This window comes from Actinomycetospora chibensis, assembly GCF_028737215.1.
GTDB classification, from domain to species: domain Bacteria; phylum Actinomycetota; class Actinomycetes; order Mycobacteriales; family Pseudonocardiaceae; genus Actinomycetospora; species Actinomycetospora chibensis.
On sequence record NZ_JAQZAM010000010.1, the window covers coordinates 154,580 to 177,616 of the forward strand.

At 74.1% G+C, this 23,037-nt stretch carries 23 protein-coding genes; 10 read left to right on the plus strand and 13 right to left on the minus strand.

Annotated elements, in window-relative coordinates:
- Positions 1–134: 134 nt before the first annotated feature.
- From PH189_RS16965 to PH189_RS16980, 4 genes are all read left to right on the plus strand, one after another.
- Positions 135–1,211 carry a sulfite oxidase gene (locus tag PH189_RS16965; protein ID WP_274189985.1) on the plus strand — a complete coding sequence of 359 codons (1,077 nt, stop codon included), beginning with the start codon at positions 135–137 and terminating at the stop codon, positions 1,209–1,211.
- A gap of 78 nt (positions 1,212–1,289) precedes the next feature.
- Positions 1,290–1,463, plus strand: a complete 174-nt coding sequence (locus PH189_RS16970) for a hypothetical protein (RefSeq protein ID WP_274189986.1) — start codon at positions 1,290–1,292, stop codon at positions 1,461–1,463.
- A gap of 67 nt (positions 1,464–1,530) precedes the next feature.
- A complete protein-coding gene (locus PH189_RS16975) occupies positions 1,531–1,908 on the plus strand; it encodes a YidH family protein (protein ID WP_274189987.1) in 378 nt (125 codons plus the stop codon).
- Positions 1,905–2,225, plus strand: a complete 321-nt coding sequence (locus PH189_RS16980) for a DUF202 domain-containing protein (RefSeq protein ID WP_274189988.1) — start codon at positions 1,905–1,907, stop codon at positions 2,223–2,225. The genes PH189_RS16975 and PH189_RS16980 overlap by 4 nt, the downstream gene beginning before the upstream one ends.
- Here the strand turns inward: PH189_RS16980 and PH189_RS16985 are convergent.
- Together PH189_RS16985 and PH189_RS16990 are read right to left on the minus strand one after the other, a co-directional pair.
- Complete coding sequence (locus tag PH189_RS16985; protein ID WP_274189989.1) at positions 2,197–3,105, minus strand: DMT family transporter; 909 nt, start codon at positions 3,103–3,105, stop codon at positions 2,197–2,199. The two genes, PH189_RS16980 and PH189_RS16985, sit on opposite strands and share 29 nt — an antisense overlap.
- A gap of 70 nt (positions 3,106–3,175) precedes the next feature.
- Positions 3,176–4,420, minus strand: coding sequence for an acyl-CoA dehydrogenase family protein (locus PH189_RS16990; protein WP_274189990.1), 1,245 nt, complete (start codon positions 4,418–4,420; stop codon positions 3,176–3,178).
- A gap of 176 nt (positions 4,421–4,596) precedes the next feature.
- On the opposite strand from PH189_RS16990, the gene PH189_RS16995 reads away from it, so the two are divergent.
- The 3 genes from PH189_RS16995 (at position 4,597) to PH189_RS17005 (ending at position 7,511) form a co-directional block, all read left to right on the plus strand.
- The gene (locus tag PH189_RS16995) at positions 4,597–5,571 is read left to right on the plus strand and encodes an MSCRAMM family protein (protein ID WP_274189991.1); all 975 of its coding nucleotides are present in this window, start codon (positions 4,597–4,599) and stop codon (positions 5,569–5,571) included.
- A 38-nt stretch (positions 5,572–5,609) separates the two neighbouring features.
- Positions 5,610–6,464 (plus strand): YceI family protein, encoded by an 855-nt coding sequence (locus PH189_RS17000; RefSeq protein ID WP_378015038.1) that lies wholly within the window; start codon positions 5,610–5,612, stop codon positions 6,462–6,464.
- A gap of 165 nt (positions 6,465–6,629) precedes the next feature.
- Positions 6,630–7,511: a hypothetical protein gene (locus PH189_RS17005; RefSeq protein WP_274189993.1), complete on the plus strand. Its 882-nt coding sequence runs from the start codon at positions 6,630–6,632 to the stop codon at positions 7,509–7,511.
- Between the two features lie 75 nt (positions 7,512–7,586).
- On the opposite strand, the gene PH189_RS17010 is transcribed toward PH189_RS17005, so the two are convergent.
- Both PH189_RS17010 and PH189_RS17015 read right to left on the minus strand, forming a co-directional pair.
- Positions 7,587–8,684, minus strand: coding sequence for a YoaK family protein (locus tag PH189_RS17010; protein WP_274189994.1), 1,098 nt, complete (start codon positions 8,682–8,684; stop codon positions 7,587–7,589).
- A gap of 90 nt (positions 8,685–8,774) precedes the next feature.
- The gene (locus tag PH189_RS17015) at positions 8,775–10,694 is read right to left on the minus strand and encodes an MFS transporter (RefSeq protein WP_378015039.1); all 1,920 of its coding nucleotides are present in this window, start codon (positions 10,692–10,694) and stop codon (positions 8,775–8,777) included.
- A gap of 236 nt (positions 10,695–10,930) precedes the next feature.
- Here PH189_RS17015 and PH189_RS17020 point away from each other — a divergent pair, with 236 nt between their 5' ends.
- Positions 10,931–11,449 carry an FBP domain-containing protein gene (locus PH189_RS17020; RefSeq protein WP_274189996.1) on the plus strand — a complete coding sequence of 173 codons (519 nt, stop codon included), beginning with the start codon at positions 10,931–10,933 and terminating at the stop codon, positions 11,447–11,449.
- On the opposite strand, the gene PH189_RS17025 is transcribed toward PH189_RS17020, so the two are convergent.
- The 6 genes from PH189_RS17025 to PH189_RS17050 form a co-directional block, all read right to left on the minus strand.
- Positions 11,446–12,045 (minus strand): hypothetical protein, encoded by a 600-nt coding sequence (locus PH189_RS17025; protein ID WP_274189997.1) that lies wholly within the window; start codon positions 12,043–12,045, stop codon positions 11,446–11,448. The two genes, PH189_RS17020 and PH189_RS17025, sit on opposite strands and share 4 nt — an antisense overlap.
- Positions 12,046–12,258: 213 nt before the next feature.
- A complete protein-coding gene (gene pcaC / locus PH189_RS17030) occupies positions 12,259–12,657 on the minus strand; it encodes a 4-carboxymuconolactone decarboxylase (protein ID WP_274189998.1) in 399 nt (132 codons plus the stop codon).
- Positions 12,654–14,051 (minus strand): lyase family protein, encoded by a 1,398-nt coding sequence (locus PH189_RS17035; protein WP_274189999.1) that lies wholly within the window; start codon positions 14,049–14,051, stop codon positions 12,654–12,656. The genes pcaC and PH189_RS17035 overlap by 4 nt, the downstream gene beginning before the upstream one ends.
- A gap of 7 nt (positions 14,052–14,058) precedes the next feature.
- Complete coding sequence (locus PH189_RS17040) at positions 14,059–14,643, minus strand: type 1 glutamine amidotransferase domain-containing protein (RefSeq protein ID WP_274190000.1); 585 nt, start codon at positions 14,641–14,643, stop codon at positions 14,059–14,061.
- A 73-nt stretch (positions 14,644–14,716) separates the two neighbouring features.
- Positions 14,717–15,178, minus strand: a complete 462-nt coding sequence (locus PH189_RS17045) for a DUF309 domain-containing protein (RefSeq protein ID WP_337994165.1) — start codon at positions 15,176–15,178, stop codon at positions 14,717–14,719.
- A gap of 10 nt (positions 15,179–15,188) precedes the next feature.
- Positions 15,189–16,289 (minus strand): TerC family protein, encoded by a 1,101-nt coding sequence (locus tag PH189_RS17050; protein ID WP_274190001.1) that lies wholly within the window; start codon positions 16,287–16,289, stop codon positions 15,189–15,191.
- A 240-nt stretch (positions 16,290–16,529) separates the two neighbouring features.
- Here PH189_RS17050 and PH189_RS17055 point away from each other — a divergent pair, with 240 nt between their 5' ends.
- The gene (locus tag PH189_RS17055) at positions 16,530–17,747 is read left to right on the plus strand and encodes a phosphodiester glycosidase family protein (RefSeq protein WP_274190002.1); all 1,218 of its coding nucleotides are present in this window, start codon (positions 16,530–16,532) and stop codon (positions 17,745–17,747) included.
- Between the two features lie 327 nt (positions 17,748–18,074).
- Here the strand turns inward: PH189_RS17055 and PH189_RS17060 are convergent, their stop codons facing one another.
- The 3 genes from PH189_RS17060 to PH189_RS17070 all read right to left on the minus strand — a co-directional run bounded on the left by PH189_RS17060 (position 18,075) and on the right by PH189_RS17070 (position 21,601).
- Positions 18,075–18,635, minus strand: coding sequence for a DUF4190 domain-containing protein (locus tag PH189_RS17060; RefSeq protein WP_274190003.1), 561 nt, complete (start codon positions 18,633–18,635; stop codon positions 18,075–18,077).
- Between the two features lie 175 nt (positions 18,636–18,810).
- Positions 18,811–20,838, minus strand: a complete 2,028-nt coding sequence (locus tag PH189_RS17065) for an acyl-CoA dehydrogenase family protein (protein ID WP_274190004.1) — start codon at positions 20,836–20,838, stop codon at positions 18,811–18,813.
- 43 nt (positions 20,839–20,881) lie between these two features.
- Positions 20,882–21,601 (minus strand): TetR/AcrR family transcriptional regulator, encoded by a 720-nt coding sequence (locus PH189_RS17070; protein ID WP_274190005.1) that lies wholly within the window; start codon positions 21,599–21,601, stop codon positions 20,882–20,884.
- A 101-nt stretch (positions 21,602–21,702) separates the two neighbouring features.
- On the opposite strand from PH189_RS17070, the gene PH189_RS17075 reads away from it, so the two are divergent.
- A complete protein-coding gene (locus PH189_RS17075) occupies positions 21,703–23,031 on the plus strand; it encodes an acetyl-CoA C-acetyltransferase (protein ID WP_274190006.1) in 1,329 nt (442 codons plus the stop codon).
- Positions 23,032–23,037 lie beyond the last annotated feature (6 nt).

The window sequence follows — 23,037 nt, forward strand, 5'->3', positions numbered from 1 at the left end:
TCGCGGAGGGCCTTGCCGCCGATCATGACCGGACACCGCACGAGGACCGGTCACGGACCCGCCGACGAGGTCCACCCCAACGGATCAACCAGGCCCGAACAGCCCTCACCCCGTGTCGCCGAGGTCGGAGAATCGTGCCCCACCCACCGGTCGAACTCACCGTCCACTCGGCGCAGCCGTACAACGCCGAGCCACCGCGCACGGCCCTCGCCGACCGCGACCTCACGCCCCTCGAGGCGTTCTACCACCGCAACCACGCCCCCGAGACGCCGTCACCCGATCCCGCGAGGTGGACGCTGCGGGTCGACGGGATGGTCGAGCGGCCGGCGACGTTCTCGCTCGGCGCGCTCCGTGAGCGGTTCCGCGGGCACACGGAGGTCGTGACGCTCCAGTGCGCCGGCAACCGGCGCGCCGGGCTCGCCGAGGTGGCCGACCTGCCGGGCGAGACACCGTGGGGCCCGGGGGCCGTCGGCACGGCGCGCTGGTCCGGTGTGCGCCTCGCCGACGTCCTGCGCGAGGTCGGGGTCGAGGCGGGCGCCACGGACGTGGAGCTCACCGGGGCGGACGTCACCGAGGAGCCGGGCGCCCCCGAGCCGTACGCGGTCTCGGTGCCGCTGGAGAAGGCCCTGGCGCCCGAGGTGCTCCTCGCCTGGTCGATGAACGGCGAGCCGCTGCCGGTCGCGCACGGAGCTCCGATCCGCGTCGTCGTCCCCGGCTGGATCGGTGCGCGCAGCGTGAAGTGGCTCGAGCGCGTCACCGTCGCCGACCGGCCCTCCGACGGGCACTACCAGGCCGTCGCGTACCGGCTGCTGCCCGCCGACGCCTCCCCCGCCCGCGGCCGGGGAGTCCCGCTCGGCCCCATCGCGGTGAACGCCGACGTTCTCGCCCCCGCCGACGGCGCCGAGGTCCCGCCCGGCCCCACGCGGGTCACGGGCTACGCCCTCGCCGGCGGCGACCGCACCGTGGTGCGCGTCGACGTGTCCACCGACGACGGCAGGACCTGGCGCGAGGCGGACCTCGACCCACAGGCCTCGCGGTGGAGCTGGCGGCTGTGGCACGCCGAGCTCGACCTGCCGCCCGGGACGACCCGCGTCGTCGCCCGCGCGTGGGACTCGGCGGCGGGGGTCCAGCCCGCCGACCCGGCCGAGGTCTGGAACCCGAAGGGCTACGTCAACAACTCCTGGGCCCGCGTGACGCTGCACGCGATCTGACCGGAACACGGGTGGGCGGGCGCGCACCGGATATCCGCGACGGCACCGTCGTGGTGCGCATCCGGAGGTCGTCATCCCATGAGCACCGACGCTCGCTCGTCCCGCCGCCCACCCGTCGGCGTCCTCGTCGCCGCCCTGCTGGCGGTCCTGCTCGTCCTGGGCGGGGTGCTGTTCTGGCTCGCGCAGGGCACCGCTCCCTCCAGCGGCTCCACCACCAACGGCTCCCTCGTCGTGCTCCTCGCACCCGCCTGATCCCACGCCCGCGCCTCCGACCGGGCACGATGCGCACGTCGTCGCTCGTGCACCGGAGGGAGGGTCCGTGGGTCAGGCCCCCGACAGCGACACCGACACCGACACCGAGGAGCACGAGCCCGACTACCGCTTCACCCTCGCCAACGAGCGCACCTTCCTCGCGTGGCTGCGGACGTCGCTCTCGCTGCTGGCCGCGGGGGTGGCCGTCGTCCAGCTCCTGCCCGAGTTCGCCGTCCCCGGGACGCGGGTGGTCGTCGGCGGCCTGCTCGCGGTGCTGGCCGTCATCACCGCCGCCGGCGGGGTGCTGCGCTGGCGCGGGGTGGAGGTCGCGATCCGGCGGGGCCTGCCGCTGCCGACCCAGCGGATGCCGTGGGTGCTCGCGGGCGGGCTCGTCGTCCTCGCCGTGTTCGGCCTCGTGCTGATCGCCCTGCGCGGGGCGGCGTGACCTCCCCGTCGGACGGGGGCCTGCAGGCCGAGCGGACCGGGCTGTCGTGGAGCCGGACGTCGCTCGGTGTCGGCGCCAACGCGGTGCTGCTCGCGGTCCGGGAGCTCACCCACGACGAGCCGGGACAGGCGCTCGTGCTCGCCGGGGCCGCGGCCGCTCTCGCGGTGGTGATCGCCCTCTACGGGCGGCACCGCACACGGCTGCTGAGCCGCGCCCCGCTGCCCTCGCCGCTGGCCGCCGACCGCGCCGTCCCGCTGCTCGGGGGTGCGGTGGCCCTGCTGGCGCTGGTCACCGGTGTGGTGCTGGTGCTGCCGTAGCCACCGGGGCACGCTGCTCCGGGGTGGGCCCGGAGCGGATGAGCGTGACGAGCCCCGCGACGGCGACCACCGCGCTCAGCCCGGCGAGGATCCCGCCCGACAGACCGAGCGCGAAGCGCTCGCCGAGCACGACGATGCCGATCGCCATCGCCGTCACCTGATCGGCCGTGATCTGCGTGGACAGCCCGGCGTCGAGCCCCCCGTCGCGGTAGGCGGTCTGCAGCAGCAGGACCGACGCCACGGGCAGCACCACGACCGCGGCGAGCACCGCCCCGATGAGCCACGGCGAGCGGCCGTCCTGCACCAGCCGGAACGTCAGGCGGACCAGGCCCGACGTCGCCCCGGCGCACAGTCCGGAGACCGCCGCGCGCATGACCGCCCGCGGCATGGCCGGGGCGCGGCCGCTCGCCCCGGCCACCAACAGGGCGACGAGGGGGATGACGAGCAGGGTCGTGAGCACGATCCCGGCGTCGGGGCGGGTGTCCGACGGCTGGTGCTCGGCGAGCCCGAAGAGCCCCGCCAGCCCGATGACGAGCACCACGGCGCCGATCCACTCGCGGCGGTGGATGCGGCGACGCTCGAGCCACGCGTCGAGGGGCAGCGCCAGGATCAGGGACGTCACGCCGATCGGCTGGACGAGCGTGATCGAGCCGAAGCCGAGCGCGACGACGTGGATGAGCGCCCCGAGCACCATCGCGGTCACCCCGCCCCACCACCAGGGCCGGCGCAGCAGCGCCCCGAAGAACGGCACGCCGGTGCCGGTGCGGGTGGAGCCGTCGACGGTGCGGGCGGTCTCGCGCCGCTGCAGGGCCGCGGAGAGCGCGTAGGCCAGCGCGGAGCAGCAGGCGAGGGCGACCGCGAAGGAGGCGTTGGCGGTCACCGTCGGCGCCCGGGAGGAAGTGGTGACACGGGGAGGGGTGGCACGGCGGCGAGGTACCCGGTCCGGGGGGTCAGCGCACGAACGCGCTGTGGCCGGTGACCGCCTTGCCGACGATCAACGTGTTCATCTCCCGGGTGCCCTCGAACGAGTACAGCGCCTCGGCGTCGGCGAAGTAGCGCCCGACCCCGTTGCCCAGGATCACCCCGTTGCCGCCGACGAGCTGGCGGGCCCACGCGACGGTCTCGCGCATCCGGCTCGCGCAGAACTCCTTGGCCAGCGCCGAGTGCGCGTCGGAGCCCCGGCCGGCGTCGAGGAGCTGGGCGTTGCGCACCGCCATGCCCAGCGACGCGGTGACGTTGCCCAGCATCTGCACGAGCAGCTCCTGCATGAGCTGGAACCCGGCGATCGGGCGACCGAACTGCTCGCGCTGCAGCGCGTAGGACAGGGCGAGCTCGTAGGCGCCCATCTGCGTGCCGACCGCGCCCCAGGAGGCGTTGCCGCGGGTCAACCGCAGGACCCCGCCGGCGTCGTCGAACGTGCCCGTGCCGCCGGAGAGGCGGTGGTCGTCGGGCACCCGGACCCCGCGCAGGGCGATGTCGGCGTTCTGGACGATGCGCAGGGCCGTCTTGCCCTCGATCTTGGCGATCGTCATGCCCTCGGTGTCGCGGGGGACGACGAACCCGCGCACCTCGTTCGTCTCGAGGTCGCGCGCCCAGATGACGACGATGTCGGCGAACGTCGCGTTGCCGATCCAGCGCTTGTCGCCGTCGAGGACCCACTCGTCCCCGTCGCGGCGGGCGGTGGTCCGCATGCCGCCCGCGACGTCGGACCCCCCGTCCGGCTCGGTGAGCCCGAACGCGCCGATCGTCTCCATCCGCGCCATCGAGGGCAGCCAGCGCTGCCGCTGCTCCTCCGTGCCGCCCGCGTGCACCGAGCCCATCGCGAGGCCGGTGTGGATGCCGAAGAAGCTGTTCACCGACGGGTCGACCCGCGCGATCTCCGCGTGCAGGAAGCCGAGGAACAGGCGGCGGGCGGGCTCGGTCCGGCCCTCGCCGAGCCCGTACGGCAGCCCCGCGAGGTCGAGGTCCGCGAAGCCCTTGACCAGCTGCATCGGGAACTCGGCGCGCTCCCAGGCGTTCTCGACCACCGGGGCGACGTCCTCGCCGAGGTAGGAGCGCAGGCGCCGCAGCGTGGCGGTCTCGTCGTCGGTGAGCAGGTCCGCGTAGTCGAAGAAATCGGCCACCGCATCCCGGTCCGGGGCGAGGTCGAGGGCGGGCCGCGGCAGGGCAGGGAAGTCGGATGGGAGCTCGGGCATGCCCTCCAGCGTGGCCCGCGCCGCCGGGGCACGCCACTGATCACCGGCGGGCCGCGTCGAGATGATGCTTGTACTATCCAAGCAAATGGGGCCCGGTCGTGCCCGCTCCCGGCCGGTGGGGTCCGACCGGTGGACGATGGGAGCGGCCGGACGCGTGTCGAGAGAGGTGGACGTCGGTGGACGGACAGGAACCGATCATGATCTTCGGTCGGGTCACGCGGAGCGACGGCGCCCCGGTGCCCGGCGCCGCGCTGACGCTGTGCGACCTCTCCGGTGACCAGCTCGACCGCGCCGCCGCGGACGAGGGCGGGCACTTCCAGCTCGTGCCGCCGACCGGCGGGACCTACCTCGTCATCTGCGCGTCCTCGACCCATCAGCCGCACGCCTCGCTGGTCGCCGTCGCCGACCGCCCGCTGCGCCACGACGTCGGGCTCTCCGGCGGCGGGGCCTCGCTCGGCGGCACCGTCGGGGTGCGCCACGGGGCAGGGACCAACGGGGCGTCCGAGGCCGGCAACGTCCGCGGGTGGGACGACGTCGTGCTCACCCTCACCGACGTGCGCGGCGCCGTCGTCGCCGTGACCCGCTCGGGCAGCGACGGCGGCTACCGCTTCTCCGACCTCACCGAGGGCACCTACACGCTGACCGCCGCGGCGCCGCGCCTCGCGCCGGTCGCCGAGACCGTCCGCGTCCCCGGCGAGGGCCACGTGACCCACGATGTCGCGCTGGCCACCCGCACCCAGCTCTCCGGCACCGTCCGCTCGGCCGGCGCCGGGCGTCCCGTCGCCGAGGCCCTGGCCACCCTGGTCAGCGAGGACGGCCACGTCGTCGGCTCGCGTGTCACCGGCGAGGACGGTTCGTTCCGCTTCGACGACGTCGCGCACGGCGTCTACACGATCACCGCGAGCGGCTACGCCCCCGTGGCCTCGGAGATCGAGATCGGACCGGGCCACCCGTCCGACGTGGTGCTGAGCCTGGTGCCGCCCGCCGTCGACGGTGCGCCGTCGCGCCCGGCCGCGCCACCCGGTGGCGACGGGGCGGCCGCGGGCAACGGCGACGGCGCCACCGGTGGGCGCCACGTCCACCACCTCGACACCGACGACGTCGCCGGGACGCCGCGGACCGACAGCCAGGCCGGCGGCGAGCCGCGGTGAGTGACGGCGGGAGACGGAGCGTTCAGGGGAGCACGCCGATGGGGGAGCTCGACCATCTCTCGCAGCGCACGGCGGAGACGGCTTCCGGCGCACCCCGGGGCGATGGTCAGGTTCGTGGTCTCGCCGTGACGAGCGACGGCTGGCCCGTGCCGTTCGCCGTCGTCACGGTGATCGACGCGTCCGGCACCCAGGTCGGCGGCGCGTCGATACGCGGGGACGGCACGTTCGAGGTCGAGGGCCTGCCCTCGGGGCCGGTCACCGTGATCACCTCGGCGGTCGGGCACTCCCCGGCGGCGCGCCCGCTGTCCGGGCCGGGCGACCTGGGACGCGTGGTCCTGACGCGCTCCGGTGCGCTGCGCCTGCCCGCCCCGGGGCGCTGGGAGATCGATCCCGTCCACTCGCGCATCGCCGCGTCGGCGTTCCACCTGGGCATCACCAAGGTCCACGGACGCCTGCGGAGCTTCTCCGGGGCGATCGAGATGGGCGCCGACCTCGCAGGGACGCGGGTGCACGCCGCCATCGACCCGGCGAGCGTCGACACCGACGACGACACCCGCGACCAGCACCTGCGCGCCGGCGACTTCCTCGACGTCCTCGCGTTCCCGCGCATCGAGTTCTCCTCGACCGCGATCACCGCCCGGAGTCCCGACCACTGGACGATGACCGGCGACCTGGTGCTCAAGGGCGTGCGCAACACCGTCGCCCTCGACGTCGTCTACCACGGTTCCGGGCCGGACCTCTGGGGCGGCGAGCGCGCGGGCTTCAGCGCGACCACCCAGCTCTCGCGCGACGACTTCGACATCCGCTGGAACCAGTCGGTGATCGCCGGCATCTTCGCCGTCGGCCGCACCCTGCGCATCGAGATCGACATCGAGGCGGTGCGCACGCCCTGACCGGCGGTTAGCGGGCCGGGGGGCTCCTCCGGCGCTGTGATCATCGGGTGGCGGTCGGGCTTCGGAGCACCGAGGTCGCCCCGTCATCACCCGCTGATCACCGAGCTGTCCACAGCTCCGCCGATCCGATGGATCCCGGACGCCGCGGGCTGCGTCGAGACCGGCATGGATGTCATCACCCGGTTCACCAGCACACCGTTCCGCGCCTCGGAGGCCGTCGCCGCCGGCCGTATCACCTGGGATCGCCTGCGCGGCCCGGACTTCGTCGCCCTCGCCCGCGACGTCCACGTCGGCGCCGCGACCGAGATCGGCGTGCGCGTCCGGCTCGAGGCCCTCGACGCCCGGAGCCGCGGTCGGGGCATGGTCGCCGGCCCGCTGGCTGCGCTGGCGTGGGAGGTCGAGTGCCCTTGGGACGACGCCGAGCTGGTCCTGCCCGGGCACTGGAACCCCGTCCCCGCCGGGGTGTGCGGGCGCAGCGACCGCCTGCGACCAGAGGAGATCGCGACCCGGCACGGGGTGGCGATCACGACGCCCGTGCGCACGGCGTTCGACCTGGGCCGGCGCGCACCGCTCGTCGAGGCCGTCGCCGCGGTGGATGCGCTCGCGCACGCCTGCCGCTTCGACGCCACGGCGCTCGACGCGCTCGCGGAGCACCATCCGCGGACCCGCGGACCCGTGGCGCTCCGGCAGGTCCTCACGCTCGTCGACCCGCGCGCCGAGTCGCTGATGAAGACCCGCACGCGGCTGCTGTTCGTGCTGCGGGGAGTGCCCGCGCCGATCCCCCAGTACCGGGTCCGGCTCCCCTCCGGGCGGTACGTGCGCCTCGATCTCGCATGGCCGGACGTCCCTCCCGGTCGGCGCAAGGTCGCTGTCGAGTACGACGGCCCCGAGCACCGCACCATCACCGGCCAGAACCGCGACCACTTCCGCGACGCGGCCCTGGACGACCTCGGCTGGGAGATCCTCCACGTCCCCTCGGCGCCCGTCCTCGACCCCGTGGCCGCCGACGCCCTCGCCGCCCGCGTCGCCCGCAAGGTCCTTCCGTGATCAGCAGGTGGCCGCGAGGGATCAGAGCTCGCCTGAGCCCTCCCACCACCCGATGATCAGGTTCCGGCGCCCCGGTCAGGTCGGCACCGGCTCGTGGTCGCTCTCGCCCGGGGCGGCGCCGAGCACGAGGTCGTGGACGACCGGGCGGCCGTCGACCGAGATCAGCACGGCGCGGGGCCGGGCGGCCCGTCCTCCCATGCGGTGCGGGGTGCAGACCAGCATGAAGTCCCCGGACCCCGGCGGATCGAGCTGGTAGGTGCCGTCGACCTCGGTGTGCACGCGCGCGACCTGCTCCCCACCGTCCGAGACCAGGGTCAGCACCGCCGGGCGGGCGTGGCCGTCGAGCCCGAGGACGCGACCGTGCACGGGACCGGCCGTCACGCCGGCGTCCCCGTCGGCCTCCTCGTGGGCGTCGGCGTCGGGGACCTCCTCGCGCGGGTCGGGGGCGAACTGCGGCTCGCCGGCGGTGAGCCCCCCGCTGTTGGCCCGCGTCACGACGGCCATCAGCACGATCGCGACCAGGACGAGCACCACCGGAGCCACGAACGACCAGTCCGGGGCGAAGCGCTGGACCACGGCGTTGCCGCCCGCGGCGGCGATCACGGCGAGCAGGCGCAGCGGCGAGTTCCAGTTCCACGTGAAGGGCTTGTGCAGCTCCACGAGGCTCGAGACCCAGTTGGTGATCGTCCCGGACATGAAGCTCGTCGGGGTCCCGGCCGGACCGACGTAACGCACGGCCGCCGCCTGGACGCCCATCGCCAGCCCCGAGCCGACGACGAGCACGACGACCTTCCACTGGACGAGCGGACTGTCCCCGTCGACCCCGTACCAGAACCCGCCGAGCAGCAGGAGCAGCGCGAGCTCGAACGTCAGCGTCGCGCCGACGGCGTTGCGCCACGGCCAGCGACGCATCGCCAGCCCGCAGAACACGGTGCCCGCGATCAGACCGCCGCAGTAGCCGGCGATGGCGCAGACGTTGTCGAGGATCTGCGGCCAGTCGCCCTGGCCGAGGCCCAGCCCCAGCATGACGAGGTTGCCGGTCATCGTGCTGGCGAAGACCTGGTTGAAGGCGAAGTACGTGACGACGTCGATCGCACCCGCGGCAGCGGTGAGGACGACGGTCACGGCGCTGAGCGTGCGGGGACGCTGCTCGGGTTCGTCGAATCCGGTCACGCACACCGACGCTGACAGCGGGTCTTGACGAACTCATGACCTACGGACTGCGTTCGTGTGAGGCCGCTCGGACGTCCGGTCCAGCGTGGCTCAGCGCACGGCCGCACGCTCGCGCAGCACGACGTCGACGTGCACCGGCGACCCGTTGACCGTCACCCGGGTGGCGGCCGGGGCCACCGCACCGCGCCCGCGGGGCGTCGCGATCACCAGGTAGTCCCCGGAGCGCCCGCCGGCGCTGAGCGCGAAGCGGCCCTCGTCGTCGGTCTCCGCGCGGTCGGCCTCGTGTCCGTGGGCGTCGACGAGCGTCAGCACGGCCGCCGCCGGCGCCTCGTCGGGCGCCAGGATGCGGCCCGCGACGGCGACGGAACGAACGTCCACGGGGTCACCCCGGTCCTCCTCCCCCAGCGCCTCGCCGGACGATTCGGCCTCCCGCACCGACGGCTTCGCGCTGTCGAACAGCGACGCGATCGCGGCGACGAGACAGCAGACCGCGGCGAAGCCGAGCGCCAGGAACAGGCCGTCGGCGAAGGGGCCGGAGATCAGCTCCGGGAAGAAGCTGCGGCCGGTGAGGAACCCCGCCTGCTGCGGGCCCACCTGCGACAGCACGCCGGGCCCGAGCAGCGTCTCGATCGGGTTGTAGCCGAGCAGGGCGGCGAACAGCGTGCTCACCGGCGGGAGCTCGGCGATGCGGCCCGCGACGTCGGCGGGCACGCCCTGCCCGGTCAGCCCGGTGAACAGCGCCGCGGGCAGCGTCGAGGCGAGGCCCAGGATCAGCATCGAGAAGAAGATGCCGATCGAGAGGACGGTGGCGCCGTTCTGGAACGTCGCCGTCATCCCCGCGGCCGCGCCGCGCTGGCGGGCGGGGACGCTGTTCATGATCGAGGCGCGGTTCGGTGACGAGAACAGGCCCATCGCGAGCCCGTTGACCGCGAGCAGGATCGCGAACAGGGAGTACGGGAAGTCGACCGGCAGGAACCCCATGAGCAGGAAGCTCACCGCGGCGACGAGCATGCCGCCGGCGGCGTACCAGCGGGCGCCGTGCCGATCGGAGAGCACGCCGGAGAGCGGTCCCGCGACGAGGAAGCCGATGGTCAGCGGGACCATGTAGATGCCGGCCCACAGCGGCGTCGACTCGTAGTCGTAGCCGTGGCGCGGCAGCCAGATGCCCTGCAGCCAGATGATCAGGATGAACTGCAGGCCACCGCGCCCGAGCGCGGAGAGCAGGTTCGCGATGTTCCCAGCCGTGAACGAGCGGATCCCGAACAGCGACAGGTGGAACATCGGGTGCGGGACGCGCCGCTCGACGGCGACGAAGACCGCGAGGACGACGACGCCGCCGATGAGGCAGACGAGGACCGTCGGGCTCGTCCAGCCCATGACGTGCCCGCCGTAGGGCTGGATGCCGTAGGTGATGCCCATCAGCACCGCGACGAGGCCGACGGCGAAGGTGACGTTGCCCCACCAGTCGATGCGGCCCTCGTGGCGCTCGCTGGTCTCCCGGAGCTTGGACCAGGCCCAGATCGTGCCGCCCACGCCGATGGGCACCGAGACGATGAAGACGAGGTGCCAGGCCACCGGGGCCAGCACCCCGCCGATGATCAGCCCGAGGAACGACCCGGCGATGGCGGCGATCGAGTTGATGCCGAGCGCCAGGCCGCGCTGGTGGGCCGGGAACGCGTCGGTGAGGATCGCCGTGGAGTTCGCGAGCAGCAGCGCGCCGCCGATGCCCTGCAGGACGCGCATGGAGATCAGCCAGATCGCGCCCGCGTCGCCCTTGAGCCACGTGACGGCCAGCAGGATCGAGAACACGGTGAACACCGCGAACCCGAGCGTGTACATCCGGGTCCGGCCGAACATGTCGCCCACGCGGCCGAAGGTGACGACGAGGACGGCCGTCACCACCAGGTAGCCCATGATCAGCCAGAGCAGGTAGCTGATGTTCTCGGGCCGCAGCGGGTCGAGCGCGATGCCGCGGAAGATGTCCGGGAGTGCGATGAGCAGGATCGACATGTTGATCGTCACGATCAGCACGCCGAGCGTGGTGTTGGTCAGCGCGATCCACCTGTAGCGGGGCCCCAGGTGCGCCACCGCCGGCGCGACCGCCGCGTCCGCCCTCGTCGTCACGTGGCCTCCGCCGTCTGACCGTTAGGTTTGGTCAACTATAGGCACGCATCGTCGAGCCCCGCGGTGTGACGTCCTCGTACCGTGCCCGGGGTACGCCGCATGCCCACCCCGGAAGGCCGCCCGTGACCGCCCTGACCGCCGACGCCGCGCGCCGCTCGATGATCAACTGCTCGAAGGGCGACGCGAAGCGGATGACGCTCGCCGACGACGTCGTCGACACCGACCTCACCGACGTCGAGTTCGTCGGCTGGCGCGACCCGCGCATGCCGCAGCGGGCGTACGTCGTGAGCCTCCACGAGGGCGCGGTCACCGGCGTGCTCCTGCGGCCGGCCGCGGGCGGCGGGCCGCGGCGCACGGCGATGTGCGCGCTGTGCCGCACCACCCGCTCGGGCGGCGACGTCACGCTCTTCACCGCGCCGCGCGCGGGTGCCTCCGGGCGGGACGGCAACACCGTCGGCACCTACATCTGCGACGACCTCGCCTGCCCCGCGACGACGCGCCTCGAGAAGGCGACGCCGGGCGTCGCGCCCGATCTCAGCCACCCGGTGGACGAGCGCGTCGCCGGGCTGCGCGTCCGGCTCGACACCTTCCTCGCCTCGATCCGCGGGACGGTCGACGCCGCGGGAGCCCCGGCCCCCTAGGACCCGGCCTGCGGCACGAGGACGGGCAGGGCGCGGAGCGCGAGGTCGACGAGCACCGGCTGGGCCTGGTCCTCCGGGATCGGGCGGTCGGGCGTGAGCGTGAAGCTGGCCGTCACCCGGCCGTAGACGACGACCAGCACCGGGCCTTCGGGGTCGGGGTAGAACACCGCCTCGGCGGCGCCGAAGGGCACCGGCTGGGCCGGCACGCCGGAGCTGGCCTGGGCGTCACGGTTGACCCGCGACTGCGCGCTCGCGGCCTCGGGAGTCGTGTAACCGCTGGTCAGGACCTTGAGGATGAGGGTGTTCGACGGCGGCGCGCCGGGGCCGCCGAGCGAGGTGTAGTTGCACGTGACTCGCTCGAGGCGCCCGACCGAGGGCGCGGGGACGTCGCGCAGGTCGGTGACGCGCACGGTGCCGAGCGGCAGGCCGAGGTAGTTCGGCACCTGGTCGGACGGCAGCACCTGGTCGCAGTCGGTCGGCAGGATGCTGTTGCGCGGCGGCGGTGCGCTCGTCGCCGGGGCCGCGCCGGGGCCGGGGAACGTCGGGATCGGCGGGGTGCCGCTGGGCAGGCTGGACGAGCAGGCGCTCAGCAGCATGGCGAGCCCGGTGGCCGCGCCCGCGAGCGCCAGGTGCCCGCGTCGGGGCCCCCGCCGCGCCGGCCCCCTCGCCGGACACGTCGCCGGACCCGTTCCCGCGCGCTCCATCGGCCCCCGCTCGTCGTCGCCGTCGCCCGCCCTCGCCGCAGGTGCCCGTGACGGTACTGCGCCGACCACGGTAGTAGCGGTCACCGGGGCCGGGCGCGGCGCACCTCAGCCGTCCGACTCCTCCTCCGCCAGCACCTGCTGCGCGACGCCGAACGCCCGGTTGGCCGCGGGGACCCCGGCGTACACGCCGACCTGCAGGAGGACCTCCTGGATCTCCTCGCGGGTCAGGCCGTTGCGTCGGGCCGCGCGCACGTGCATCGCGAGCTCGCCGTCGTGGTGCAGGGCCGCGAGCACCGAGAGCGTGACGATGCTTCGCTCCCGGCGGGCGAGCCCGGGCCGCGTCCAGATACCGCCCCAGGCGTAGCGGGTGATGAAGTCCTGGAAGTCGGCGGTGACGTCGTCGGTGTTCGCGACGGCACGATCGACGTGGGCGTCGCCGAGGACCGCGCGGCGCACCTCCTCGCCGGCGGGGTCCCAGTGCTCGGTGGAGGGGTGCGGGCTCACGGAGTCTCCTCGGTGTTCCTGGGTCGAGCTCCCCTATCGGCGTGCTCGTCTGGATGCTGCGGGTTCCGCGATCGGAGCAGGTCGTCGACGAGTGCAGCGGCCTCGCCCACGGCGCGGGCCGGGTCGAGCAGCGCGCGCACCTCGGCGGCGGGGTCGGCGGGCGGGTTCTCGAGACCGGCGAGGGCCTCGGCCAGCACGTCGGCGAAGGGCCGGTGCTCGTCCTGGGCGGTGCTCGCCGCCGCGGAGACGAGGTCCTTGGCGGCGGCGTGCCCGAGCCGCTCGCGCAGGCCGGTGGTCGCCTGCTCGGCGAGCAGGAGTCCGCCGGTGACGTCGAGGGAGGCGGCGACGCGGTCCGGGTCGACGACGAGGTGCGTCACCGCGTCGGCGAGCCAGGCCGCCCCGGACCCGACGGTGCGCAGCAGCTCGGTGAGCGGGCGCCACTCGGCGTGCCAGGGTCCGGCGGCGCGCTCGTGCTCGTGCAGCGACGCAGCGGTGAGCACGGAGGCGACGAGGCCCGGCGCGGCGAGGGCGGCTGCCCGCGCGGACACGGCGGCGACGGGGTTGCGCTTGTGCGGAAGCGTCGAGGACCCGCCGCGGCCCGGGACGTCCTCGCGCACCTCGCCGACCTCGGTCTGGGCCAGCAGCACGAGGTCGGTGGCGACCGAGCCGACCGCGGCACCTGCGCGGCCGAGCAGGCCCGCGAGCTCGGCGATCCGCCCGCGCTCCGTGTGCCAGGCGAGCGGGGGGTCGACGAGGCCGAGCCGGCGGGCCAGCGCGGCGCGCACGCCCCGGCCGTGGCCGTCGAACGCGGCGAGGGTGCCGACGGCGCCGCCGAGCTGGACCGCGGGCCGCCAGGCGGCGAGCGCGTCGGCGGCGGCGTCCAGCCCCGAGCACCACCCCGCCGCCCGGAGCCCGAACGTGATGGGGGCCGCCTGCTGCAGCAGCGTGCGGCCGGCGGCGGGACGGTCGCGGTGTGCCACAGCGAGACCGGCGGCTGCGTCGGCGGCGGTGCGGAGGTCGGCCGTGATCGCGCCGATCGCCGCACGCGCCACCAGCATCGCGGCGGTGTCCATGACGTCCTGGCTCGTGGCGCCACGGTGGACCCCGGAGGCCGCCGCGTCGCTCAACGCCCCCCGCAGGTGGGCGACCAGCGGCACCACGGGATTCCCGGACGCGGCGGCCTGCTCGCCGAGAGCGCTCGCGTCGACGGGGCTACGACACGCCTCGGCGATGGCGTCGGCGTCCTCGCGGTCGAGCGTGCCCACATCGGCCGCGGCCGCGGCGAGCGCGGCCTCGACCTCGAGCAGGGCGGCGACCCAGGCGTCGTCGGCGACCGCCGCCCGGGTGTCCCCGCGCGCGAGCACGGGGTCGAACAGCCCGGGACGGTCGGTCACGCGGGCATCATGCCTGGGCGGTGGCCCCCGCGTGGCGGACGCTGTGCGCGCCCTCGCCGAACTCCTCGACGATCTTCGCGCAGAAGGCGTCGAGGTCGTCGGGGGTCCGGCTGGTCACGAGGCCGCGGTCGACCACGACCTCCTCGTCGACGGCCTCGCCGCCGGCGTTGCGGATGTCGGTGCGCAGGCTCGGATACGACGTCAGCGTGCGGCCGCGCACGAGGTCGGCCTCGACCAGCGTCCACGGCGCGTGGCAGATGGCGCCGACCGGCTTGCCCGCCGCGAAGATCGCCTGCACGAACGACACGACGTCGCCGCTCTGCCGCAGCTGGTCGGCGTTGATCGTCCCGCCGGGCAGGACGAGCGCGTCGAAGTCGTCGGCCGAGACGTCGGAGATCGCCGCGTCCGGGGTGAACGTGTCGCCCTTGTTGATGTCCGAGTTCATCGCCTGGATCGCGTCGGTGGAGAGCGAGACGAGCGTGCTGCGCGCGCCCGCCTCGTCGACCGCAGCGCGGGGCTGCTCGAGCTCCGCCTGCTCCACGCCGTCCGTCGCGATGATCGCGACCCGCAGTCCGTCCAGTGCGCCGGCCATTCCGGGTGTCCTCCTCGAGGGTGTGCGATGTGCTCACCTCTCGGGTCCCCGGTCGACGGGCGGCCCGAAACGGTCAGCGCTGCCGCAGCACGAGCCCCGGGGCGAGGGGGCCGGAGACCTCACGGGCGGCGGCCCATCCCGCGAGGGCCGTGGGGTCGACGCCGTGGCGAGCGGCCGCCGCCGGGGCCTCCGCGACGGTCTCCGCGCCCCGCCGGAGCAGCGACGTCGCCCCGCGCGGGTTGCCCCGCTGCTCGTGGGTCAGGCCCACGGCGAGCTGGGCCAGGCCCTTCCAGAGCATCCGCTCGTCGGGTGGCGCGGCCTTCCAGGCGCCCTCGAGCACGTCGTGGGCGTCGAACGGCCGGTCCCGGTCGAGTAGGTCCTGCGCACGGGCGAACACCTCGTCCGGCGGGAGGTCCTCCTCCTCGTCGGGCCGGGGCACGCCCGTCGCGCCGCGGGGCAGCGGGCGACCGCTGGCGTCGCGGGGTCGCGAGTTCTTCGCGCGTCCCGCCTCGTCCCGGTCCCGGTCGGCCACCACGCCGGAGAGCCTAGGACTGCGAGCGCGAGCCCGTCTGCTCGGCGTCGGTCGTCGTCCTCTGGCCGTCCTCGCGGCTCTGGCTGCCCGCGGATCCCTCGCCCTCGGTGACGGCCGGGGAGTCGTCGTCCCCGCCGTCGTCGGCCGACTCCGTCGTCGCGTTCCGCGTGGACATCAGGCTGGTGACGGTGACCACGGCGAGCGTGGCGACGATGACCACCAGCGACAGCCAGGTGGGGATCTCCGGGATCGCCGGGTTCACGTCCTCGTGCAGGTACAGCAGGATCAGCTTGACGCCGATGAAGGCCAGGATGAACGCCAGCCCGTAGCTCAGGTGCACGAGCCGGTCGAGCAGGCCGACCAGCAGGAAGTACAGCGCCCGCAGGCCCAGCAGCGCGAACGCGTTCGCCGTGAAGACGATGTACGAGTTCTGGGTGATCCCGAAGATCGCGGGGATCGAGTCGAGGGCGAACACGAGGTCCACCGACAGGATCACCGCGACGACGATGAACAGCGGCGTGACGCCCCACTTGCCGTTGACCCGCGAGGTGAGCCGGCCGTCGTCGGACTCGCCCTCGTGGTCGCCCTGCTCCTCGTGCACGGTGACGAACCGGCGGACCACCTTGACCGCGCGGTTGTCGTGCATGTCCTTCGGTTCCTGACCGTGCTGCCTGATCAGCGTCCACGCCGTGTACATCAGGAACAGGCCGAAGATGACGAAGACGAACGCGAAGGCGGAGATCACCGCGGCGCCGATGGCGATGAAGATCGCGCGCATCACCAGCGCGCCGATGACACCCCAGAGCAGCACCTTCTGCTGGTGGCGCTTGGGTACGGCGAACTGCCCGAGGATCACCGCGAAGATGAACAGGTTGTCGACCGAGAGGCTCTTCTCGACCAGATAGCCGGCGAAGTACTCGGTGCCCGACTGCGTGCCCATGGTGAACAGCAGGATCACGCCGAAGGCGACGGCGACCGCGACGTAGATGACCGACCAGAGCGTCGCCTCGCGGAAGCTGACCTCGTGCGGGGATCGCGCGTGCCAGATGTCGATACCGACGAGCACGATGATCCCGCCGATCGTGGCTGCCCATGCCCAGAACGGGACCGTCACGCCTGCTCCTTGCCATCGCCGTCGTCGTGCTCGGGGTGTCGCGTTCGCCAACGGACGCGGTGGTCGGTCGGTTCCCCGGTGTGACGATACCGACCCGCGAGCGGTAACGACGCCGATGTCCGGATTCGTGCCGTCTCACACGGACGGGCGGAGAACGAGGTGGGTCGGGGTGTCGGGCCCCGGCATGATCGTCCGTCCCACCAGGGTCCCCCGGGTCGACCGACGGACCCGGAGGTGCGTGTGGGCCCTCGCTGGTCCGCGCTCGCCCTCGCCCTCGCCCTCGCCGGGACGCTGGCCCTCGGGGGCGCCGCGCCCACGCCGCCGCCCCCGGACGGGCGGGTCCTCGACCAGCTCCTCGCCCCGCGCGGCGCGCCGAACCTTCCCGGCACGTCGTACCGCGAGTTCACGACGACCCTGCCCGACCCGCGGGGCGGCCCGATCCGGGGCGACGTCGTCGAGGTGGACCTGACCTCGCCCGCCGTCCGCGTCGACCTGCTGACCCCGCCGACGGTGGCGGCCGTGGCGACGGTGCCCGAGCTCGCCGGGCGCGCGGGGGCGGTCGCGGCGGTCAACGGCGGTTTCTTCGACGAGGGCGGCAGCGGCGCCCCGCTCGGCGCGGAGATCGTCGCCGGGGCGCCGCGCAGCTCCGGGGTGCCCGCGGGTCGGCGACCCGCCCCGCCGGTGCCGCCCGGGGAGGACGCCGACTCGGTGGTCGGCATCGACCGCACCGGGCGCGCGCACCTCGCGCGCGTGCAGTTCCGGGGCCGGCTCGTCGCGGGACGCCGGACGGTGCCGCTGGCGGGCCTCGACGGCTACGCCGTGCCGGTGGACGGCGTCGGGGTGTTCGACCCGGCGTGGGGCGAGGCGTCCCGCGAGGCGGCGACCTGCGGCTCCGACACCGACCCGCGCGCCGGGTGCAGCGCCGACACGCTCGAGGTCCGGGTGGCCGGCGGGCGGGTCACCGCGGTGGGACCGCCCGGCGAGGGCCGCCTGCCCGCCGGGACGCTCGCCCTCGTCGGACGCGAACGGGGCGCGGCGTCGCTGCGCGCGCTGCCCGTCGGCACCCGGGTCGCCGTCGACTACCGCTTCGACGCCGTCGGCGCCCCGCCGCTGCATGTCGCCGTCGGGGCCCTGCCGCTCGCGCGCGCCGGCCGTCCCCTGCCGGGCCTGCAGGCCACCGAGCGCGCACCCCGCACCGCGGTCGGACTGTCGGCGGACGGGCGGCGGCTGTGGCTCGTCACCGTCGACGGGCGTCAGGACGCGAGCGTCGGCACCACCCTCGCCGAGCTCGGACGCCTGCTCACCGACCTCGGCGCGCCCGTCGCCGCGGCCCTCGACGGCGGGGGCTCGACGACCATGGTCCGGCGCGGGCGTGACGAGGACCTCACCGTCGTCAACAGCCCCTCCGCCGACCCCCTGCGCGCCGTGACCGACGCCCTCGCCGTCCTCCCCCGCTGACCTGCACGCCCGGGGGCCACGCTGACCGATACAGCACGCCGATAGGGTCAGGACCCCCCTCTCGATCGGTCTCAGGCCGATCGGGCACCGACGATTCCGACCCCCGCCCGGGAACACGCGGCCCCGTCATGCGGTTCAATGAGACGTCCGGGCCGGGCGCCATGTGCCCCCGGGTCTCATTTAAGAAGGCCTCCAGGGACGATCGTTCGGCTGAAGCCCTGCTGTGCCGCGCGCCGCGAGGCGGCTCATCGCCCGGTCCGGACACCTGACGTACGGCGGCCCCCGCACCCATCAGGGTGCGGGGGCCGTCGTCGTCGCGGGGCGGGATCAGCCGCCCTCGCCCTCCGGGGCCTCCGGGGCCTCCGGCTGGGTGCCCGGCAGCTGCTGGCCGAACTGCTGACCGCACTGCTCGTAGGCCTGCTGGACCGCGGCCGGGTTCGGCTGGTTGTTGGCGTTGGTGACGCAGTCCTGCAGCTGCTGCAGCGAGTTCGCCCCGCCGAAGTTGAGGAACGCGACGGCGAAGAAGATCACCAGGATCTGGGTGATGATGCCGATGATCAGCATGATCACGCCCAGCACCAGCCCGGTCATGGCCGCGCCGCCGTTCGTGGCCTGCAGCGACTTGACCCGGCCCCGGCCGACGGAGCCGAGGATGACGGCCAGGAGCGCCAGGATGATCGTGACGATGCCCAGGAACGGCACCCAGACGATGACGATCGACAGCAGCGCGAGGATGCCGAACACCAGCGCCGCGGTCCCCATGCCGTTGCGGGGCTTGGGCGGCGTGGCCGGCTGCCCCCAGCCCGGCGGGTTGCCGCCCTGGTCTCCGTAGGACTGCTGCCAGCCCTGTTGCCCCTGCTGGCCGTAGCCGTCGCCCGGAGTGGTCACGTCGAACGTCCTCTCGCACCTCGAAGCTCCGGCCGACGGCCGGGCTGGTCATCGTGCCACCGGTACCCGTTATCCCTGGACTCCACGGCGCGGAGAGCCACCGAGAGGGGGGCTTTCCTGACCCTATCGGCGTGCTGTACCCGACCGTCAGGATGGCCGCCAGGCCGGTACCCCGTCAGTGCAGCGACGCCGCGTGGGCGCGGGCCTCGTCCTGGCGGCGCTGCTCGGCGCCGGTCGCGATGGGCGCGCCGATCCAGCTCTCCGGGATGCCGAAGGCGTCGACGAGCGCGCGGGCGTGGGGCCGCAGCTCCTGGCAGAGGCGGTTGACCTCGGCGGTCACGGTCTTGGCCCGCGCGGCCGAGATCCGCCCGTGCTCGAGGAACCAGCCCTTGTCCTCCTCGATGGCCGACAGCGCGTAGAGGTCGCACACCTTGCCCAGCAGGGCCCGCGCGGACGGGTCGACGGCGGCCTCGACACCGCGCACGAAGGCGTCGAGCACCAGGCCGTCGAGGTGGCTGCGCGCCGCGCGCAGGAGGTGGTCCTGCGCGTTGTTGAAGATCGCGAACTGCCGCTCCGCCGACAGGCTCTTGTCGCGCGCGGGACGCAGGCGGCGCACGAGGCCGTCGAGCGTGTGCTCCTCGCGGTCGTCGAGCAACTTGACCTGCCAGGACCGGTCGAGCACGTCGTCCTCGTCGCGACCCGGCGCCACGGCACGCAGGCGCTCGGCGAGCTGGCGCAGCGAGGTGCGCTCGGCGACGGTGTCGAGCACCTGGTCGGCGACGAAGCGCACAGTGCCCAGGGTGTCGAGGTTCCCGAAGTCGTCGGCGTATCCCGAGATGAGGCCCTTCGCGACGAGCTGGAGCAGGACGGTGTTGTCGCCCTCGAACGTCGTGAAGACGTCGGTGTCGGCGCGCAGCGCGCCCAGCCGGTTCTCCGACAGGTAGCCCTGCCCGCCGCACGCCTCGCGACAGGCCTGGATGGTGGCCGTGGCGTGCCAGGTCGTGAGCGCCTTCGTCCCGGCGGCGCGCGACTCGAGCTCGCGCTGACGCTTCTCGTCGACGTCCCCGCCCGCCTCCCGGGTGGTCTGGATGTCGTGGAGCATCTCGACGAGCTCGTTCTGCGCGAACCGCAGCGCGTAGGTGCGCGCCAGGCCCGGCAGCAGCTTGCGCTGGTGGGCCAGGTAGTCGAGGACGGTGATCTCCTCCTCGCTGCCCGGCGCCGCGAACTGCCGCCGCGCCTCGCCGTAGCGCACGGCGATGGTCTGGGCCAGCGACGCGGCGCCCACCGCACTGCCCGAGACGCTCACGCGACCGCGGACGAGCGCGCCGAGCATCGTGAAGAAGCGGCGGTTCTCGCTCTCGATCGAGCTCGAGTACGTGCCGTCCTCGGCGACGGCGCCGTAGCGGTCGAGGAGGTTCTCGCGCGGCACGCGCACGCCGTGGAACGCCAGCCGGCCGTTGTCGACGCCGTTGAGCCCCTGCTTGTGCCCGTCGTCGGTGATCTCGACGCCGTGCAGCACCGCGCCGTCGTCGTCGCGCAGGGGGACGAGGACCGCGTGCACGCCGTGGCGCTGTGGTTCCTCTCCGGGCCCGCCCGTGTAGAGCTGCACGAACACCGCCGCCATCCGCCCGTCGCGGGCGGCGTTGCCGATGTAGTCCTTGCGCGCCGACTCGGTCGGGGTGTCGACGACGAACTCGCCGGTGTCGGCGTCGTAGGTCGCCGTGGTGTGCACCGACTGGACGTCCGAGCCGTGGCCGGTCTCGGTCATCGCGAAGCAGCCCGGGAGCGAGAGGTCCATGACGCCGGGCAGGAAGCGCGCGTGCTGCTCGGCGTTGCCGAGGGCCTGGATCGCGCCCCCGAACAGACCCCACTGCACCCCGCTCTTGACCTGCAGCGACAGGTCGGCGAACGCCAGCATCTCGAACGAGACGACGGAAGCGCCGATGTCCCCGCGCCCACCCACGGCGGTGGGGAAACCGTGCACCGCGTGGCCGTCGTCGGCGAGGCGCCGGAGCATCGCCCAGATCTCCGCGCGGTAGCTCTCGACGTCGAGGCCGGGGTCCACGCGCAGCTCGGCGAAGTCGGGCCGGTCGCGGATCTCGTCGCGCACGGTGTGCCAGCGTCCGTCGAGGGTGCGCCGGACGGCGGCGACGGTGGCCGCGGTGACGTCGTCGGGGGAGGTGCGACTGGACGGGCTACTCACGGGGTCCCTCCGGGGGAGCGGTTCGTGATCCGGGTGTGCCCCGTCAGGACGCGGACGACGCCGCAGCGGGCGTCACAGTGCGCGAGAGCCCCGACCAGGCGAGGTCCGCCAGCTGCCCGGCCAGTTCCTCGCGCTCGAGGTCGGGGCGGGTGGCCAGCCACTGGTCGCCCGCAGCGCGGACCATGCCCACGAGGGCGTGGCCCCACGTCTGGGCGGGCGAGGGATCGCGGTTCTGACGGCGCAGTTCGGTCGAGATGATCTCTGCGATGTGGTCGCCGATGACCGTGCAGAGGTCGCTGACGGGGTCTTCGCTCTCCGGCCGGTCGAGCTTCGGAGGCCGCATGACGTAGCGGTAGACCTCGGGGTCGGCGGCGATGAGCCCCAGGTAGGCGTCGATGCCGGAGACCAGCGTGCGGCGGGGGTCGTCCGACGCCTCGCGCATGGCCGTCTGGAGCTGCCCGACCAGCGTGGCCGCCACGCGGTCGCAGACGGCGAGGTAGAGGTCGTTCTTGTCGGCGAAATGCCGGTAGACGACGGTCTTGCTGGTACGCGCCTGCGCGGCCACCTGGCTCATCCCCACCTCGGCGCCGTGCTCGCGGATGGCCACGATCGTGGCGGCGGTGAGCTCGTGACGCCGGGCGCGGCGGTGCTCGTCCCACCGGCTGGACCGGCGGTCGCGGCGAGGCCGGGTGCCGGACTCGCGCTCGCTGTCGCGCGCGCCACCGACACCCGCGTCGGAGTGATGCGTGGAACGACGGCTCACGTTACCGACGGTACCTGATACTTTCGGGTAACTCCGTCGGCACGGCGCATGTCGCGTGCCCGTGACCGCCCCTGCAGACTCCAGCTGAACTGGGAGGAACAGTGCCTTCCGCACCGTCCCGACCGACGCTCCCCCGCCGTGCGGCGATCGTCGGCGCCAACCGCATCCCCTTCGCCCGGTCCAACGGCGCCTACGCGCGGGCCTCCAACCAGGACATGCTCACCTCGGCCCTCGACGGCCTCGTGGCCCGGTTCGGGCTCGCCGGCGAGCGCCTCGGCGAGGTCGTCTCCGGTGCGGTCCTGAAGCACAGCCGGGACTTCAACCTCACCCGCGAGTCCGTGCTCGGCAGCCGTCTCTCGGCCGCGACGCCGACCTACGACGTCCAGCAGGCGTGCGGCACGAGCCTGCAGACGACGGTGCTCGTCGCCAACAAGATCGCCCTCGGGCAGATCGAGAGCGGCGTCGCCGCCGGCGTCGACACCACGAGCGACGCCCCGATCGAGGTCAACGACGAGCTGCGCCGCGTCCTGCTGGCCGCGAACCGCGCGAAGTCGACCGCAGGCGTGCTCAGGGCGCTCGCCGGGCTGCGTCCCGGCCAGATCGTCCCCGAGATCCCGGCGAACCGCGAGCCGCGCACCGGCATGGCGATGGGCGAGCACGCCGCCCAGACCGCCGCCGCGTGGGGCATCAGCCGCACCGCACAGGACGAGATCACGGTCGCGAGCCACCAGAACCTCGCCGCCGCCTACGAGCGCGGGTTCTTCGACGACCTCATGACCCCCTACCTCGGTCTCACGCGCGACAACAACCTGCGCGCCGACTCGACGCTCGAGGGCCTCGCCAAGCTCAAGCCGGTGTTCAAGCCCGCCGGCTACCCGGACACCGAGGCCACGATGACCGCGGCCAACTCCACCCCGCTGACCGACGGCGCCGCCACGGTGCTGCTGGCCAGCGACGAGTGGGCCGCCGAGCGCAACCTGCCGGTCCTCGCGCACGTCGTCGACGCCGAGACCGCTGCGGTCGACTACGTCCACGGCGACGAGGGCCTGCTCATGGCCCCGACCTACGCCGTGCCGCGGATGCTCGAGCGGAACGGCCTCACGCTGCAGGACTTCGACTTCTACGAGTTCCACGAGGCGTTCGCCTCGACGATCCTCGCCACGTTCGCCGCGTGGGAGGACCCGATCTTCTGCAAGGAGCGCCTGGGGCTCGACGAGCCGCTGGGCAGCTTCGACCGCGCCAAGCTCAACGTCGCGGGCTCGTCGCTGGCCACCGGCCACCCCTTCGCGGCCACCGGCGCCCGCATCGTCCCGACCCTGGCGAAGCTGCTGCACGAGAAGTCGACGCAGGGGGGATCCGGCACCGTGCGCGGCCTGATCTCGATCTGCGCGGCCGGTGGCCAGGGCGTCGTCGCCATCCTCGAGGCCTAGGACCAA

Coding starts and splice junctions, on each gene's coding strand:
- PH189_RS16970 (WP_274189986.1), top strand. CDS start 1,290: ATGAGCACCGACGCTCGCTCGTCCCGCCGCCCACCCGTCGGCGTCCTC.
- PH189_RS16990 (WP_274189990.1), bottom strand. CDS start 4,420: ATGCCCGAGCTCCCATCCGACTTCCCTGCCCTGCCGCGGCCCGCCCTC.
- PH189_RS17000 (WP_378015038.1), top strand. CDS start 5,610: ATGGGGGAGCTCGACCATCTCTCGCAGCGCACGGCGGAGACGGCTTCC.
- PH189_RS17005 (WP_274189993.1), top strand. CDS start 6,630: ATGGATGTCATCACCCGGTTCACCAGCACACCGTTCCGCGCCTCGGAG.
- PH189_RS17015 (WP_378015039.1), bottom strand. CDS start 10,694: ATGTCGATCCTGCTCATCGCACTCCCGGACATCTTCCGCGGCATCGCG.
- PH189_RS17025 (WP_274189997.1), bottom strand. CDS start 12,045: ATGCTGCTGAGCGCCTGCTCGTCCAGCCTGCCCAGCGGCACCCCGCCG.
- PH189_RS17040 (WP_274190000.1), bottom strand. CDS start 14,643: ATGGCCGGCGCACTGGACGGACTGCGGGTCGCGATCATCGCGACGGAC.